Genomic DNA, 15,521 nt, shown 5'->3' with positions numbered 1-15,521 from the left:
TTTTCGAAGAGTATAAAATTTTGTTTTATTTAATTATATATATTTGTGTAAACTTAAAAGCCCGATGTTTCCATCAGGCTTCTTTTCTATCCATGTACACGTTTCGTATAGTCTTGGTAACTTTCGGTATCCATGAGTTGTTTAGCGTTCTTAACGCGGTCTGCTGTTGGTGGTTTAACCCCTTCGAGGGAATAGGGAATTCCCAATTCACGCCATTTAAACTCACCCATGGTGTGATAAGGCAGAATTTCAAACTTATCCACATTTTTAAGAGTCTTGACGAACTTACCAAGTTCAATCAAGTCATCGTCTCTGTCTGTCAATCCTGGAACTAGCACGTGGCGAATCCAGACAGGTTTTCCAATATCTGATAGATACTGGGCACAGGCCAAGATATTTTTATTGGTTTGGCTAGTAACAATCTTGTGCTGTTCTTCGTTGATTTCCTTGATATCTAAGAGAACCAAGTCAGTGACAGCCATGAGTTTGTCAAACTTTTCAAGGTAACGTGGTTTATTACGGAAAGGAAGGGCACAGGTGTCCAAGGTACAGTGGATTCCTTGTTCCTTAGCCTTGGTGAAAAGGGCAATCAGGAAATCAATCTGCAAGAGGGCTTCTCCTCCGCTGACTGTAATCCCGCCCTTATTTCCCCAGAAACCACGGTAGCGCAAGGCTTCTGTCAAGACATCATCTACCGTCCGTTCACGTGATTTATTGGACTCCATAGCCCAAGTATCTGGGTTATGGCAATACTGGCAACGCATGTGACAGCCCTGTAAAAAGACAATAAAGCGAATACCAGGGCCATCTACCGCCCCAAAACTTTCTGTCGAATGCACCATTCCTGTCACTTGTCCATAATCAATTGTTTCTTCAGACATATCGTCACCTTCCTTGAAAACGTTTTATAGTTTTATTATATCACGACTTGAAGGAAAAACAAGATTTTTACCTATTTTTTAGAAAGCAATCTGTTTTTCAATTTCATTTTCAATCTATTCTCAGATTATTCTTCAAAATCAAAACCATACAAGGTTGCAAAATAGTCTTCAGGGCGCTCTGCACGGCGGATTTGACGGGCTTTGCCTTCTTCAGTATAAAGGATTTCCGCAGAACGAAGTTTGGCATTGTACTGGTAGCCCATTGAAAAACCGTGGGCACCTGTATCATGAATGACCAGCAAATCACCGATTTCTGTATGAGGCAGTTCGCGATTGACTGCAAATTTATCATTGTTTTCACAGAGTGAGCCAACCACATCTACCGCTTCAGCTGGTCCATCTGGATGGGTCATGTTGCTAATATGGTGATAGGCTCCGTACATAGCTGGACGCATGAGGTTGACTGCTGATGCATCCACACCTAGATAGGTACGGTAGGTTTTCTTCTTATGAGTGACTCTTGTGACTAAAGCACCGTGAGGTGCCAGCATAAAACGACCCAATTCGGTGAAAATCTTGACCTGACCAAGACCTGCTGGCGTAAGAACCTCTTCATACACCTTACGAACTCCCTCACCAATCAAGGCGATATCATTTGGCTCCTGCTCAGGACGATAGTTGACTCCAATACCCCCGGAAAGATTGATAAAGTCTAGTGAAATACCCAGCTTTTCCTTGATTTCAACAGCCAATTCAAAAAGCTGACGCGCCAACTCTGGATAATAGAGATGGGTGACAGTATTGGATGCTAGAAAGGAGTGAATCCCAAAAGTCTTGGCTCCTTTTTCCTTCAAGATGGCAAAGGATTCAAAGAGTTGGTCCTTGGTCATACCAAACTTAGCCTCCCCAGGATTATCCATAATGTCTGTCCCCAGTTCAAAAACGCCTCCAGGATTATAACGACATGAGATGATTTCTGGAATGCCTGCTGCTCGCTCCAAATGTTCAATATCTTCAAAGGCATCCAAGTTAATGATCGCACCCAATTCACGCGCATAGGCATATTCCTTATCTGGCGTATTGTTTGAAGAGAACATAATCTCAGAACCAGGGAAATCCAGTTTATGGCTCATCAAAAGCTCTACGTAACTAGAGCAGTCCACACCACAGCCTTCCTCTTGGATAATTTTCAAAATAGCTGGGGTTGGAGTAGCCTTAACTGCAAAATATTCCTTAAAGCCCTTGTTCCACGAAAAGGCTTGGTTGACGGCTCTTGCCTTCTCACGAATTCCCTTCTCATCATATAAGTGAAAGGGAGTTGGGAACTCGGCTACAATCGCTTCTAAGTCTTCTTTATTAATAAATGGTGTTTTCATAAGTTTCCTTCTATTCTATTTGCAAAGAAAGGCTGGGACAACCGTTCCAACCTTTATCCTTTATTCTTCTGTGTCAAAAATATTACCAATCTCAACATCGATGGCTTGGTTCTTGACATCAATATTGGTTACCTTCAAGAGTGACTTGTATTCAAACTGCTTTTCACGTTCTTCTTGGGCATTGTCCGCAAAGACCGCTACACCTGCCAATTCTGAGTCGAATTCGCGCAAGAGACTAATCATCCCATTGACAGTTCCGCCGCCTTTCAAGAAGTCATCCACAATCAAGACACGGCTACCTGCCTTGAGACTCCGTTTTGAAAGGAACATTTTCTCGATACGGTCACCACTTGAACCGGATACATAGTTGACGCTAACCGTTGAACCTTCGGTAATTTTCAGGTCACGGCGCACAATGACAAAAGGGACATTGAGGACATTGGCAACTGCATTTGCAAGTGGCACACCCTTGGTTGCTACTGTCATAACCGCGTCAATTTTTTGATCCATAAAGCTCTTGGCAATAATGCGACCAATATTTTTCAAGATGGCTGGTGTGCTAAGTAAATCAGACAGGTAGATGTAGCCACCTGGCAAGATACGGTCACTTTCTGACAACTTGGCACGCAAGTCTTCAACCATTTCCTTAGCATCATGGTTTGAGATGGATGGTGTAAAGATAACACCTCCGCCAGCCCCAGTCACAGTCTGGATGTGACCGATTTCGATTTCCTCAAAGGCGCGTTTGATAATGACGATATCTTCTGAGATGGATGATTTAGCAGATTCATACTTTTCAGCAAAAGTATTGAGACTAGTTAGTTTATAAGGATGATTAATCAAATAGTTGGAAATGACAACCATCCGATCACTTCTTCTTAATTTCATTTCTATTTCCTATTCCATTTTTATTCAAAAAATCAAAAAGCAAACTAGAAAGCTGGTCGCTGGTGGTTCAAAACACTGTTTTGAGATCGTCGATAGAACTGACAAGGTCTGTAATATAACTACATATATACATACGACAAGGCGATACTACCCTAGTTTGAAGAGATTTTCGAAGAGTATTCATTTTTGTCTTTTACTTATTATACCATATTCACAGAAAAAACGAACATTCTTATCCTAAAAAATGCTCATTTTTCTTAAATTGTTAATCTAAATCTGGTTTATAGAAGGAACGATTATCCATAGCGAAGATTTTATTGGTCATCTCTCCTTTATCCACCAAAGCCAGAGCTGTTGACATCATCATCATGCTGGCATCCAGATTGTCAATCATATGGATAATCTCTGCTTCCATAATGCGTGGACGGACTGGACTTCCATACTCAAGTAAGCCGTGGTGACTAAGGATGACGTGACGAAGCAGAACGACTTCTTCCTTGGTATCATCAATACCTAGCTCCATAACCGTCTTAGTAATTTCGCTATCAATGAGAGCAATATGCCCAAGAAGATTGCCTCTGACCGTGTACTCAGTCTGATCTGGTCCCGTCAACTCGATAACTTTAGCCAAGTCATGTAACATAATCCCAGCATAGAGCAGGCTCTTATTGAGCCGAGGATAAATATTGCTAATGGCATCTGCCAAGCGCACCATGGTCGCCGTATGATAGGCCAAGCCTGTTTCAAAGGCATGGTGGTTGGTCTTGGCTGCTGGATAGGAGTAGAATTCCTTATCATACTTGGTGTAGAGATTTCGGACAATCCGTTGCCAGACAGGATTTTCAATTTTGAAAATCATTTGCGACATGTAGTCACGAATTTCCTTGATATCAACCGGTGGCTTGACCTTGAAATCAGCTGGGTCATTGGGTTCACCAGCTTGCGGCAGGCGGAGAGTGATTTGATTGACCTGTGGAGTGTTGTTATAAACTTCTCGGCGCCCTTTCATGTAGACAACCCTACCTGCGGTAAAGGCCTCAATGTTATGAGGTTGGGCATCCCAGAGCTTCCCCTCAATCTCGCCACTATCATCTTGGAAGGTAAAGGCTAGGTAGTTTTTCCCAGCTCGAGTTTGCCTCAGGTCAGCTGATTTGATTAAGTAAAAACCTTCAAACAGCTCATCTTTTTTCATGTGACTAATCTTCATATTCTTCCTCATTTTCTTGGAAATGGAGTAGATCAAGCGCAGGCTCACCTTCTGACAACTCAATGTGACGGAGCGTCCGCTCGATAGCTGTGGTACGACGGTTTAATAATTCATCAATATTGCCAGAGGCATGTTGGAGATGTTTTTGTGCCTTTACCAGAATACCACCAAACTTGCCAAACTCGGTCTTGACGCTGGCAAGAGTCTTACTGATATGGTCGGCACTCTTTTGGATATTGAGAGTTTTGAATCCAACTGATAGGGAGTTAAGAAGGGCTGATAGGGTACTTGGACCTGCAACAATAATCTGTTCTTCCCGTCTCAAATCATCAAAGAAGATAGGATTGCGGACGATTTCTGAGTAGAGACCTTCTGTCGGAACAAACAAGACTCCAAAATTGGTCGTCCGAGGTGGTGCTATGTACTTGCTCTTGATATCCTTTGCAAAGCGTTTGACGCTGGCTAGGAGCGACTTACGACAGCGTTCGATTTCGTCCTTGTCACCTGCTTCATAGGCTTCTTCTAAGCGATAATAATCTGCCAGTGGAAACTTAGAGTCAATCGGTAAGTAGACATATTCTTGGTCGCCTTGTCCGGGTAACTTGATGGCATACTCCACTCGTTCACTGGAGTTTTCAACTGTTGCGTATTCTCGTTCGTACTGGGCAGATGTCATAATGTCTTCAATGATTTGCCCCAGTTGCAATTCTCCCAGAATCCCTCGTGTCTTGGTTCCGGAGAGAACCTTGTTGAGGGCGCCGACATCGCGGGCAACTGTCTGCATTTCCCCCAGGCCACGATTGACCGACTCCAGTTGCTTGGAAACTGTCTCAAAGGAAGCCTGCAAGCGTGTTTGCAAGGTCTTTTCTAGTTTTTCCTCGACTGTCTGGCGCATTTGTTCCAAACGTTGCTCGTTTGATTCCTGCAAGGCTTGGAGACGTTGGTCGGTCTTATCTCTGGTTTGGAGGAGATTATCTGTCATTTCTTGACGGACTTGCGTCAGACCTTGGTGCAATTCGATTCGCACTTCTTGCAAACGGTCGCTGACAGCTACTTCCAAGTCTTTTTGATCTAACTGCCTGGCTTGTCTGGCTTGTTCAAAACGGTAATCCAACTGGTCTGACAAGTGATCTGCCTGATCCTCCAAGCTCTTGCTGAGATGTTTTTCCTGCTTATCTTGTCTTTGCCAAATCAGAAAGAGGCCAGCTAGGTTGGCAATCAATAATAGAACAAGTAAACTTTCCATCCTACCTCCTGTCCTTACTATGCAGCACGACCACATAGCCATCTGGACAAGTCACCGAAACTTCCCTATCTATATATTCGTTAGAAGCGTACACTTTTTTAAAGAAAAAATTTTCCTCTGTCAACTCATACTTGGCACCAATAATAGTCAGCTGGCTATCCCGAACTGGCATAAAGGCTAGGTAGTCATAGTCTGAACGAGGTTCTAGCTGACTGGTTCCTTCTGGACAATAGGAAATCAAGTTTTGTCCATCTTCAATCGCTATCTGGCGCATATAGGGCGCCAACTTGGGATTACTAGGCAGAAAGACATTAGCCAGCATATGGTCAATACGACCACCCAAAGCACCGAAAATAGTGACCTGAGCCTGAGGATTTTGCTCAAAGATAGTCAAGAGAGCCAATTCCAAATCAGTATCATCTTTTTCTGGTCGGGCTTGAACAAAATGCTGGGCACGTTTTTGAATCACCTGTCGCTCTTCTTCGGTCACAGAATCAAAATCCCCAACCGCTAGAGCAAGAGGCAAGTCTTCTTCCAAGACCCATAGCGAGCCCCGATCCACACCAACAAAACCATCAAAGTCCGTCCGATAATGACCACGGTCTCCGCCTGCAAAAACGGCAACCCTAGTCCAGTTGTTTTCTGAGAGTTTGTACTCGCTCATTGACATCTCCCTTAAAGACATAGGAACCTGCTACAAAAACGGTCGCACCAGCTTCTTTGGCTTGAGCAATCGTTTTATCATCAATCCCACCATCCACTTCAATCTCAAATTTCAAACCTTTTTCCTGACGAAGAGCAACCAACTCACGGACCTTATCCATGGTCTCTGGTAGAAAGGCTTGCCCACCAAAGCCTGGGTTAACTGTCATGACTAAGACTTGGTCAACTAGGTGAAGGACGTGCTTAATGGCCTCGACAGGCGTACCAGGATTAATGACAACCGAAGGTTTGACACCTAGTAAGCGAATTTTTTGGAGGGCACCATGAATATGAGGCGTTGCTTCCACATGGATGCTGATGATATCCGCACCTGCACGCGCAAAGTCTTCCAGATGATGTTCAGGATTAGCTATCATCAAGTGGCAGTCAAAGACCATCTTACTATGAGGACGAAGGCTCTCGACCACACCTGCACCAAAACTGATTTGTGGCACAAAATGACCATCCATGATATCGATATGGGCATACTCTGCCCCAGTTGCTTCTAGGCGCTTGATTTCACGTTCAAAGTTGGCATAATCTGCTGCCAGAATTGACGGAGCAATCTTGTATTGAGACATAGGTTTCTCCTTATTTTGGAATTTTTTTGCTGACTTTTTTGTAGGTTTCTCTACGATTTTCAATCTCACTGAGGAATTGCAGGTAGTTATCAAAACGGAAGGGCGCAATGGTACCTTCTTCAACTGCTGGTTTGACAGCACAGGACGGCTCATGGGTATGGGTACAAGTACGGAACTTGCAGTCTCGACTAACACTAGCAATCTCTGGAAAGGCCTGATTAAGGTCTTCCGCCCTTGATACTTCATAGTCCAAGGATGAAAAGCCTGGTGTATCTGCGATTTTACCCCCATTGAGGTTGTAAAAACTAACAGTTCGAGTGGTATGGCGACCGCGCCCCAGACTGTCTGAGATTTCTCCTGTTTCAAGGTTGAGGTCCGGTGCGATTTTATTGAGAAGAGTTGACTTTCCAACACCTGTCTGCCCCATAAAGACCGTAACCTTGCCTGTTAACAAAGGCAGGAGTTCCTCTTTACTGGTCACAAAGTCATAGCCGATGTCACCATAAGTCTGTTGGTAAAAATCCAGTTCTCCTCTATCTTCCAACAAATCCATTTTGGAAATATAGACGATGGGATGAATACCCTTGTGCTCCAAAAGAACCAAGAAACGATCCAGCAAATTGCTGTTAAAATCAGGTTCCTTGACGGACATGATTACTACAGCTTGGTCAATATTGACAATGGGCGGACGGATCAGACTGTTTTTCCGTTCGTGAATTTTGAGGATATAGCCTTCTGAATTTTCCTCGGCAGAGAAATCGACCCAGTCCCCAACGTAAGGGGTATGCCCTTTTTTACGAAAATTTCCACGCGCGCGTGTTTGATAGACCTGGCCATCACTCTCTACATAATAGAACCCAGCCAAGGCTTTAATGATTTGTCCCTGCATCTTAGAGTCCTTGCCCTTTAAGTGCGTCTGCTAGACTGGCAAACTCTTCCAAGCTGAGAGCTTCCCCACGTACACTTGGTGACAAGCCTGCTTGGTCCAAGGCCTTGGTCAGCTTGTCCTTGACTTCCTCAGTCTTGCCAAAGTAACCTGTCAAGTTATTCCATAAGGTCTTGCGACGATGAGTGAAACTTGCCTTGGAAACCTTAAAGAAGAAGTTCTCGTCTTCTACTGCTACAGCTGGCTCTGGACGACGCACCATTTTCAAGATGGCTGAGTCCACGTTTGGCGCTGGCACAAAGACCGTACGAGGTACGATAAAGGCAACCTTGGCTGTCATGTAGTACTGAACCGCAATCGACAAGCTACCATAAGCCTTGGTATTCGGTTGGGCTGAGATACGATCCGCCACTTCTTTTTGCATCATGACGACAAACTCACTAAAAGGAATGCCACTCTCAATCAAGTGAATGAGAATAGGCGTTGTGATGTAGTAAGGCAAATTAGCCACTACCTTGATTGGCAGGTCAGGATTTTTGAAATTCTGGATATGTTGCGCCAAGTCTACCTTGAGAATATCCTCGTTGACTACGGTCACATTATCAAAATCACGCAAGGTATCTGCCAAAATCGGTACCAAACGGTGGTCGATTTCAAAAGCCATGACCTCTGCTGCACGCTCAGCCAAAAACTCCGTCAAGGCACCAATACCTGGGCCAATTTCAATGACATTAACTTGGTCATCAATCTCAGCCGTATCCACGATTTTTTGTAGGATATTGGTATCCGTCAGGAAATTTTGCCCAAAGGACTTTTTAAAGGTAAAACCGTGACGCTCCAGCACTGCCTTGGTCACGCTATAATCTGCAATTCTCATCTATTCTCTTTTCTATTATCTGTTACTACTATTGTAACACATTCCCCTTGTATTTTGGGGGTGAAAATCATACCAAAAAACTATCTTTCCTCATGAAGAAAGATAGTCTTGGAAATCTTTAAAGGGGGACTTAGCGCTTCTCTCGAAACATCCGTTCGAAAAAATCAGCTTCTTGATAACTTCGATTTTCAGGTAGGGTCAAATCTACATCCTCCTCCACATCGTCCACTGTCAATTCAACCATTTGAGGTAAATTTTTCAAACGATAATGCTTTTGCCTTTGCCCTTCAATACTAGCAAAATCAAGCAAATAGCCATTCACTCGGATTTGAACCAAAAGGAGATGATTGGTCATATTTTCCATGATGAGAATATCTTCTAAACCACCTCTGGCACTAGGATAATCAGATACCCTGCGAATACGGATTTTTTCACACATGAGCAAGTTCCCTCATATCAATGATTTCATCGGCCTTATTCCAGACTAGGGGATTATGGGTCGCAATGATGATCATTCGATTTTCATCTTTCAAGCCCACCAAGAGATTCATAACCTCCTCTGAATTTTCAGGATCAAGAGCTGCTGTTGGTTCATCTGCCAAAATCAAGGGTGGATTTTTCAAAATAGTCTTCGCAAGGGCAACTCGTTGAGCCTCTCCCCCAGATAAAGTATAAATTTTTTGTTCTAAATCCAAATACCCTAGATTAACTTTTTCTAAAGCCTCCACTTGCCTTTCCAAACGTTCTACTTTTGAGATTTTCTGACCGACAAAGCCCAAATCCAAATTCTCTTTGATTGATTGGTTTTCTAAGAGGCCAAAATTTTGAAAGAGATAGCCCATCTGGTCTCGAAAATACTCACGAGTGGGAATGGTTTTTAAATCTTTCCCCTGATAGAGAACCCTTCCACCATCTATCTTTTCTAACTTTCCTAAGATGTTCAGCAGCGTCGTCTTTCCGCTTCCACTCTTTCCGATTAAGGCATAGACCTTGCCCTTCTCCAGCTTGAGATTTAAACCAGAGAAAATCGCGCGGTCATTAAACTTCTTTTCCAATCCTTGAATATCAATCATCTTATTTTCCTTTCAATACTGCCATGCTACCAGCTTCTTCTTTTTTGTCCTGCCTTACTAAAATCAAGAGGGAGTTAAGCGTAAACAAAGCTACAACTAGAGCGCTGATCAAACCATCTCCTGTCAAAATACTAGATAGAACCAGGCCAAGCAAGAGAACTCCTCCTTGCGCCAGCAAGTACTTGCCATGAAGTTCATAAATTGTCATACCAGAAAGACGTTTAATCATAAGCTCCCGTCTGAACTGCTCAAAATAGAGAAGATTCATGGAATCAAATAACAAGATAGCCGTAGACAGGGTCAAAATCGTCCCAATAAGGAGAGAGTAAAACTCCACCCGTTTGTCATTTAGTACCTTGGCAAAAAATAGCTGGCTTTTTACCAAGTAAGAGACCTTGTGATACAGACCTTGCTCTTTTAGAGCTGTGATGCTGTCTCCATATCGATCTAGTTTCAAGGCACTATTAGCCGTAGTTCCCCACAACATCCCTGCAACAGGTCTTGTTCCAGTCGCTTGCGGCGTTAGAACTACAATAATCGGATCTTTTAGGTACTGACGTGTCGTCTTGTACCCATCGTTATAGAGGAAGCGTTCCTGTCCTGTTTCTGTAAAATCTAGCCTTAGCTGTGGGAGGTAGTGTTTCTGACTCGTCACTTCTACACTTTCAGATGAAAATCTTTGCAGGTAATCTGTAAATAATCCTTGATAGTAGGCAGACTGCTCTCGCAAGCTCTCAGGCAAGATCAGCCCAAACTCTCCCTCAGACAAGTTTTGCATCTTGTCCATAAACTCTGAAGAAACGGTAATCTTTTCTTCTATCAGATAGCGCGGTGAGACATAGATAACATTCCCTGACGGTGTGTAGTCACTGAGACGATTGCCATCTAGGTCCACTTCTGCTCCATCTGAGAAATTGTCAACATTGCTCATGATATAAAAAGAGTCTGTATTGGCTAACCGTTCTTCAGTAAATGTCTGCCACTCACGATTATCCTTACGCATTCCTTCTTCATCGGCAAATGCACTAGACCAACCAAAGGATAGACGGTAACGATCTGAGGACTGACTCCATTTATCGCTAGCTCTCTCCATTTCCTGCATTTCACGGTAGTGGGGTAGGAGAGCAGTCGCACTCGATCCGACCACCAGTACGGCTAAGAGTTGCCCCACCATCATCAATGTCATCATACGTTTGAGAGGGAGTTTCCCTTTCAATAGATCCACCAGACTATTTTCTTGTAAACCAAGTAGATACACGACACTTAGTAAGGTAGAAATCCCTGCCAAGGTCAATCCATAAAGTAGAAGAGCAATGATGACCAGTTGCACCGTTGCCATAAACAAGGCACCTTGATACCAGAGAATCCCCAAGCCCAAAAGACTGGATACCAGTACCGAGAAAATAAGTTGTCTCACATCTTCTAACACCGGTCTGAGAGCAACCCCAAACAAGCTCTCACCAGCTATTAAGCGAATCCCTGCTTGACGAAGGGACTTGATCCGATAAATCAGGGTCAGACTCATAAAAGTCAGCAGAAAAATAGCTAGACTCAGTAGCCCCATTGGGGTAGCAGCCAAGAGGACGACCATCGAAAATGCCTCCGTTCTATTCGAGACAACACCATTATAACCAAGTTCTTGCAGGGCGGTCTGTAAGCTCACTCCATCCAAACTTCCTGATACAATCAAGTAAGACCCTAATAAATCACTCGTTTCTGCACTCTCCTTGGAGGAAATGGTCAAACCTTCTGGAAGCTCTCCCTGACCATAAGTGGCATAGGTAAAGCGTGTTTCTCCAGCTTCATTTGGCTCAACAATCCGACGAGCGATGAGACTATTGTGCTCTACCGCCAAGTGACTCAAAGCCTCTGTCAGTTTTTCTCGATCAGCTACTGATTGGTCTAGCCCAGTACCCATCACATCAACAGAGGGATAGTTACCAAATAAAATCTCTTCTCGATGATCAACGGAATTTATCACCATATAAAGCGATACCAATACCATTGAAATCAAAATAAATAAACGTTTCATCATTTCCTCCAAAAAGTTACTTGGTCACCTGCTAGAGAGATGACCAAGTAAAGCATTGTTATCAACTCACCCAGAAATGTTTTTACTTTCTCGTGTATAATTTTTAATAATCATAATAAAAGCTTACTTGCTCGCCCCACGCAGTACGAATCCAAGCTCGAGATGTTCCTCCTGCATCAGCATATCCCTTATCAGATGAACTATTCCATCTGCTAGAAACTGTTGAACTATGGTATTTTGAGGGGTGATAGTAGTTTGAGTAAGCACCTCCGTTAGCCGAACCATACGTCCAGACACCACCACCTGGATACTTAACCGCGGCCGATACTACTGCTACTCCTCCACCTAATGTTGCTACAAGACTCGCTACAAGGGCTAATTTTTTAACTGTTTGTTTCATATTGATACTCCTCTATTTTTTATTATATCATAAATATTTATTATATATTGTCTATTTTCTATTCAAGTAAAACTAAGTCATGGATCATAGACCTTTTCAAAGCAACACCTCATTACATTCTCCTTTCTATCCGTGCCACCAATCTCCAAAACTAAAATATGTTAAAAACATGATAAAACCAAACATATCACACCTCCTTATTTCTATGTCATCTATTATAAAACTTATATCAATAAACTCCAAGGACACCAATGTCCTTAAAATCTAATTCTTTCATATTATTTTTAGCTTATATCTAAAAAAACAGTCCTAAAGACGAACTTTAGAACTGTTTCAATGCTAGAACAAGGACATTTTTGTCATTGCTTCACGATATTTATAAATATTTTTTTACATCCTCTTGCCATTCCTCTGTCAATTTCTTTACTAGAAATCCATCTCCAATTAGCTGCGCAAATGTTTTAGAAGACTGATAAAATGATTCAGCTAAACTAAAATCTCTTTCTTCTCTTAATGCTTGCTTCCACAAAAACATAAATACAAGAGGTTTCTTTTGATAATCTTGAGTTTTATCCATAATTTCTTGTAAACACGATAGATAATCATTAAAACAATCAGTTACTCCTACCTTTTCAAGACAACACATTCCTGAAATAAGAGTATCTCTAATTATAAAGAAGTTTTCTAATTGAGTTACCTTCTTCTGTTCTAAAAGAAAGAGCATTAGCTTTTCGATTTGATTCACAAATTTGGCAAGATCTTTTCTAATAAGCATTTGATAAAAAAACAAACGAATCAACAACATATCATTTATTGAATAAGCTTCTTTTTCTATAATCTGAGGCATATGTTCCTCAAGTATTAACTCTGCGTATTCAGGCCTTCTAGTTCTAGAAGTATCTAAACACGCCTGCAATACTTCACATACTAATTGTTCTTCTTTAGGAAGATTATCAAAGTATATTTTATAAATCTCTTCCAAACACGCTTCTTTCTTATCGTATTCCTCTTCTTTACCATAGATTGGTTCACGTAAAATCTGGTATTTCAATTCTAAATAAGCAGAAGGAAGAGCTGAAAAATCCGGCATAAGGCTATAAGCTGGAACTCCTAACCGGCGAGCAATATAGTCTAACTTGGGCAAACTCGGTTGCGAAGCTCCACTTTCAATTCGCGACAGTTGACGAACTGTCAGTTCTTGCTCATCTCCACAAAAATCTAGACGACTAATTCCTTTTTCTATCCGAATCTCTTTAATTTTTTGACCAATTAACATCAGACGCCTCCTCTTCTACTTGCTTCGAAAAATACTGTGAAACTTAAAAAATTGTAACGGCTACATCTTTCCTACTCATAAGATTTCATAGCTTCTTCCACTTCCGCCAAGGTAACCCCAAACAACTCTAGGCGTTTGAGGAGTTGCTTGCCGTTGGAATAGCCGATTCGGAGAGCCTCTCCTAGATATTCTCTGCGCTTACGGCTATCTGCCCCTGCTAGAAAACCAAGGCGAATCAAGTCGCTACGACTGATGTCAAACTGACTCTCATGTTCAAATTGTTCTGTCACCTGAGCTAGAGCCGTTTTCAGGTCTTCATAACTGGCATGCTCAATTCCCAGAGAACGTCCCTTGGTCTTGGACTTGGGAACAGCTTCATCTCGTTTGAGGAAGGCATGCTGAACTGTTGGAATAGTCGTCATAATCATGCGACGAATCCGCTCCCCATTAAAATCTGGGTCTGTAAAGACAATGACTCCATGACGTTGGTGTAGGCGCTGAATCCGTTCTAAATCCTGCTCATTGATGGCAGAACCTCGTGTCTCATAGGTCTCTACATCGAAGTAACGTTTGAGATTGGCCGTATCATCGCGACCTTCAACTACGATGACTTGGGAAATTTTCTCTTTCATTACTTGCTGTCCAATCCAAAAATGCGTTCTGCATTTGCAGTCGTTGCCGCCGCTAACTCTTCTGCCGTCATCCCACGCAAGGCAGCAATAAAGTCGACCACATAGCGAGTATAGGCTGTTTTATTTTCGCGACCACGCTTGGGTACAGGTGCTAAGTAAGGCGCATCCGTTTCCACCAAAATCTTGTCCAAAGGTAACTCTTTAGCTGCTTCTTGGATATCAGTTGCTTTCTTGAAAGTCACCACTCCTGAGAAGGAAATGGTCATGCCAAGTTCGACAAACTTCTCTGCCCATTCAAGAGACCCTGAGAAAGAATGCATAATGCCACCTCGAGGACCAACGCCCTCACTCTTGATAATCTCATAGGTATCTTCCAGCGCATCACGGGTGTGGACAACAAAAGGCAAATCCAAGTCCTTAGATAGCTGAATCTGACGGCGAAAAACCTGCTCCTGCACCTCTTTGGGCGCTGTCATCCAATGGTAGTCTAAGCCAATTTCACCTAAAGCCACAACCTTGGGATGTTTTAACTTATCCAACAAGTAAGCCTCAACTTCCTCTGTATAAGTACCAGCTTCTGTAGGATGCCAACCAATAGTCGCATAGAGCTGCTCATACTCATCTACCAACTCCAAGGCACGCTCAATCGTCGGTTCATCAAAACCAACAATATTCATCTGTGTCACACCCATCTCAGCAGCCAAGGCAATTTCTTCTGCCTCACGACCTGCAAATTCTTCTACATTCAAGTGTGTATGTGTATCAAAAATCATCTCTTCTAACCTCGTTTTCTATCTTCTATTATACCAAAAAAGAGGAGGGGCACCCAATTTTTCGGTTTCCCTCCTCTCTTCAATAGAGCTATTCTGCTAGCTTTTCTATCCGATATTGCCCCTCTTCTATTCCACAGTTAGAGACAGAAGAGACTGGTTACATTGATAGAATATCCCTTTTCAGCTAAAGTGTGTGATTATCTTGGGTTCTCACTTTTCTCACCCATCACTAGGATTGATGACTTCTCCAAATCCCCCTTATAATCTAACTTTAAGTAGAGAATAGAATTTTCTAGCTGTCCTATTTTCTACGTCTAGTCTTTCTTCCTATATTACAAAATACTCCATAATCTCCAGTAGAATAAATCTGGCTAGAGATTATGGAGTTATTTTCAGCCTTAATATCCTATCAAAAAATAATATTAAGATTCATTCAGTTAGATTTAGTTTACCAATTCACCATTAGCATTGACTCTATAGCCGTTTACTGTTGTATTGACTGCAAGCATACCTGATTCATCTACATAGTACCATTTCCCACTAACTTGGAACCATTGGCTAACTTTCATATCGCCATTACTGTTGAGGTAGTACCATGAACCATTGTCTAGTAACCATCCTGTGGCCATTGAGCCATTACTATTGAGGTAGTACCATGAACCATTGTATAGCAACCATCCTGTGGCCATTG

The 15,521-nt window shown here is 42.4% G+C and carries 16 protein-coding genes and 1 pseudogene; all 17 read right to left on the bottom strand.

Features of this window, described 5'->3' with window-relative positions:
• Positions 1-86: 86 nt before the first annotated feature.
• Positions 87-881: a pyruvate formate-lyase-activating protein gene (pflA, locus tag HT736_RS06235; protein WP_001288274.1), complete on the bottom strand. Its 795-nt coding sequence runs from the start codon at positions 879-881 to the stop codon at positions 87-89.
• 125 nt (positions 882-1,006) lie between these two features.
• Entirely contained in the window at positions 1,007-2,257 is a 1,251-nt protein-coding gene (locus HT736_RS06230; RefSeq protein ID WP_000856497.1) for a diaminopimelate decarboxylase, read from the bottom strand.
• Between the two features lie 60 nt (positions 2,258-2,317).
• A complete protein-coding gene (gene purR / locus HT736_RS06225; protein ID WP_007284882.1) occupies positions 2,318-3,145 on the bottom strand; it encodes a pur operon repressor in 828 nt (275 codons plus the stop codon).
• 265 nt (positions 3,146-3,410) lie between these two features.
• Positions 3,411-4,352: a 3'-5' exoribonuclease YhaM family protein gene (locus HT736_RS06220; protein ID WP_138705177.1), complete on the bottom strand. Its 942-nt coding sequence runs from the start codon at positions 4,350-4,352 to the stop codon at positions 3,411-3,413.
• Complete coding sequence (locus HT736_RS06215) at positions 4,342-5,598, bottom strand: DNA recombination protein RmuC (protein ID WP_172930846.1); 1,257 nt, start codon at positions 5,596-5,598, stop codon at positions 4,342-4,344. The genes HT736_RS06220 and HT736_RS06215 overlap by 11 nt, the downstream gene beginning before the upstream one ends.
• A 1-nt stretch (position 5,599) precedes the next feature.
• Positions 5,600-6,262 carry a thiamine diphosphokinase gene (locus HT736_RS06210; RefSeq protein WP_000006131.1) on the bottom strand — a complete coding sequence of 221 codons (663 nt, stop codon included), beginning with the start codon at positions 6,260-6,262 and terminating at the stop codon, positions 5,600-5,602.
• Positions 6,225-6,881, bottom strand: a complete 657-nt coding sequence (gene rpe / locus HT736_RS06205; protein ID WP_000085007.1) for a ribulose-phosphate 3-epimerase — start codon at positions 6,879-6,881, stop codon at positions 6,225-6,227. The genes HT736_RS06210 and rpe overlap by 38 nt, the downstream gene beginning before the upstream one ends.
• 10 nt (positions 6,882-6,891) lie before the next feature.
• Positions 6,892-7,770, bottom strand: coding sequence for a ribosome small subunit-dependent GTPase A (gene rsgA / locus HT736_RS06200; RefSeq protein ID WP_050223232.1), 879 nt, complete (start codon positions 7,768-7,770; stop codon positions 6,892-6,894).
• A gap of 1 nt (position 7,771) precedes the next feature.
• A complete protein-coding gene (rsmA, locus tag HT736_RS06195; RefSeq protein ID WP_172930845.1) occupies positions 7,772-8,644 on the bottom strand; it encodes a 16S rRNA (adenine(1518)-N(6)/adenine(1519)-N(6))-dimethyltransferase RsmA in 873 nt (290 codons plus the stop codon).
• A 130-nt stretch (positions 8,645-8,774) separates the two neighbouring features.
• Positions 8,775-9,083, bottom strand: coding sequence for a hypothetical protein (locus tag HT736_RS06190; protein ID WP_172930844.1), 309 nt, complete (start codon positions 9,081-9,083; stop codon positions 8,775-8,777).
• Positions 9,076-9,717: an ABC transporter ATP-binding protein gene (locus tag HT736_RS06185; RefSeq protein WP_000565529.1), complete on the bottom strand. Its 642-nt coding sequence runs from the start codon at positions 9,715-9,717 to the stop codon at positions 9,076-9,078. Before HT736_RS06185 ends, HT736_RS06190 begins: the two co-directional genes overlap by 8 nt.
• Before the next feature lies 1 nt (position 9,718).
• The gene (locus tag HT736_RS06180) at positions 9,719-11,749 is read right to left on the bottom strand and encodes a bacteriocin-associated integral membrane family protein (RefSeq protein WP_166727988.1); all 2,031 of its coding nucleotides are present in this window, start codon (positions 11,747-11,749) and stop codon (positions 9,719-9,721) included.
• A gap of 103 nt (positions 11,750-11,852) precedes the next feature.
• Entirely contained in the window at positions 11,853-12,149 is a 297-nt protein-coding gene (locus tag HT736_RS06175) for a lactococcin 972 family bacteriocin (RefSeq protein ID WP_000815399.1), read from the bottom strand.
• 376 nt (positions 12,150-12,525) lie between these two features.
• Positions 12,526-13,425 carry a helix-turn-helix domain-containing protein gene (locus HT736_RS06170; RefSeq protein ID WP_054393096.1) on the bottom strand — a complete coding sequence of 300 codons (900 nt, stop codon included), beginning with the start codon at positions 13,423-13,425 and terminating at the stop codon, positions 12,526-12,528.
• A 71-nt stretch (positions 13,426-13,496) separates the two neighbouring features.
• Positions 13,497-14,057, bottom strand: coding sequence for a ribonuclease M5 (rnmV, locus tag HT736_RS06165; RefSeq protein ID WP_172930843.1), 561 nt, complete (start codon positions 14,055-14,057; stop codon positions 13,497-13,499).
• Positions 14,057-14,830, bottom strand: a complete 774-nt coding sequence (locus tag HT736_RS06160; RefSeq protein ID WP_172930842.1) for a TatD family hydrolase — start codon at positions 14,828-14,830, stop codon at positions 14,057-14,059. The genes rnmV and HT736_RS06160 overlap by 1 nt, the downstream gene beginning before the upstream one ends.
• 443 nt (positions 14,831-15,273) lie before the next feature.
• Positions 15,274-15,521: pseudogene (locus HT736_RS06155) on the bottom strand (choline-binding protein); the annotation flags it as partial.

Origin of the sequence: Streptococcus sp. 339 (genome assembly GCF_013277285.1) — a bacterium.
GTDB classification, from domain to species: Bacteria; Bacillota; Bacilli; order Lactobacillales; family Streptococcaceae; genus Streptococcus; species Streptococcus pseudopneumoniae.
This window is presented reverse-complemented; position numbering and strand designations above follow the sequence as displayed.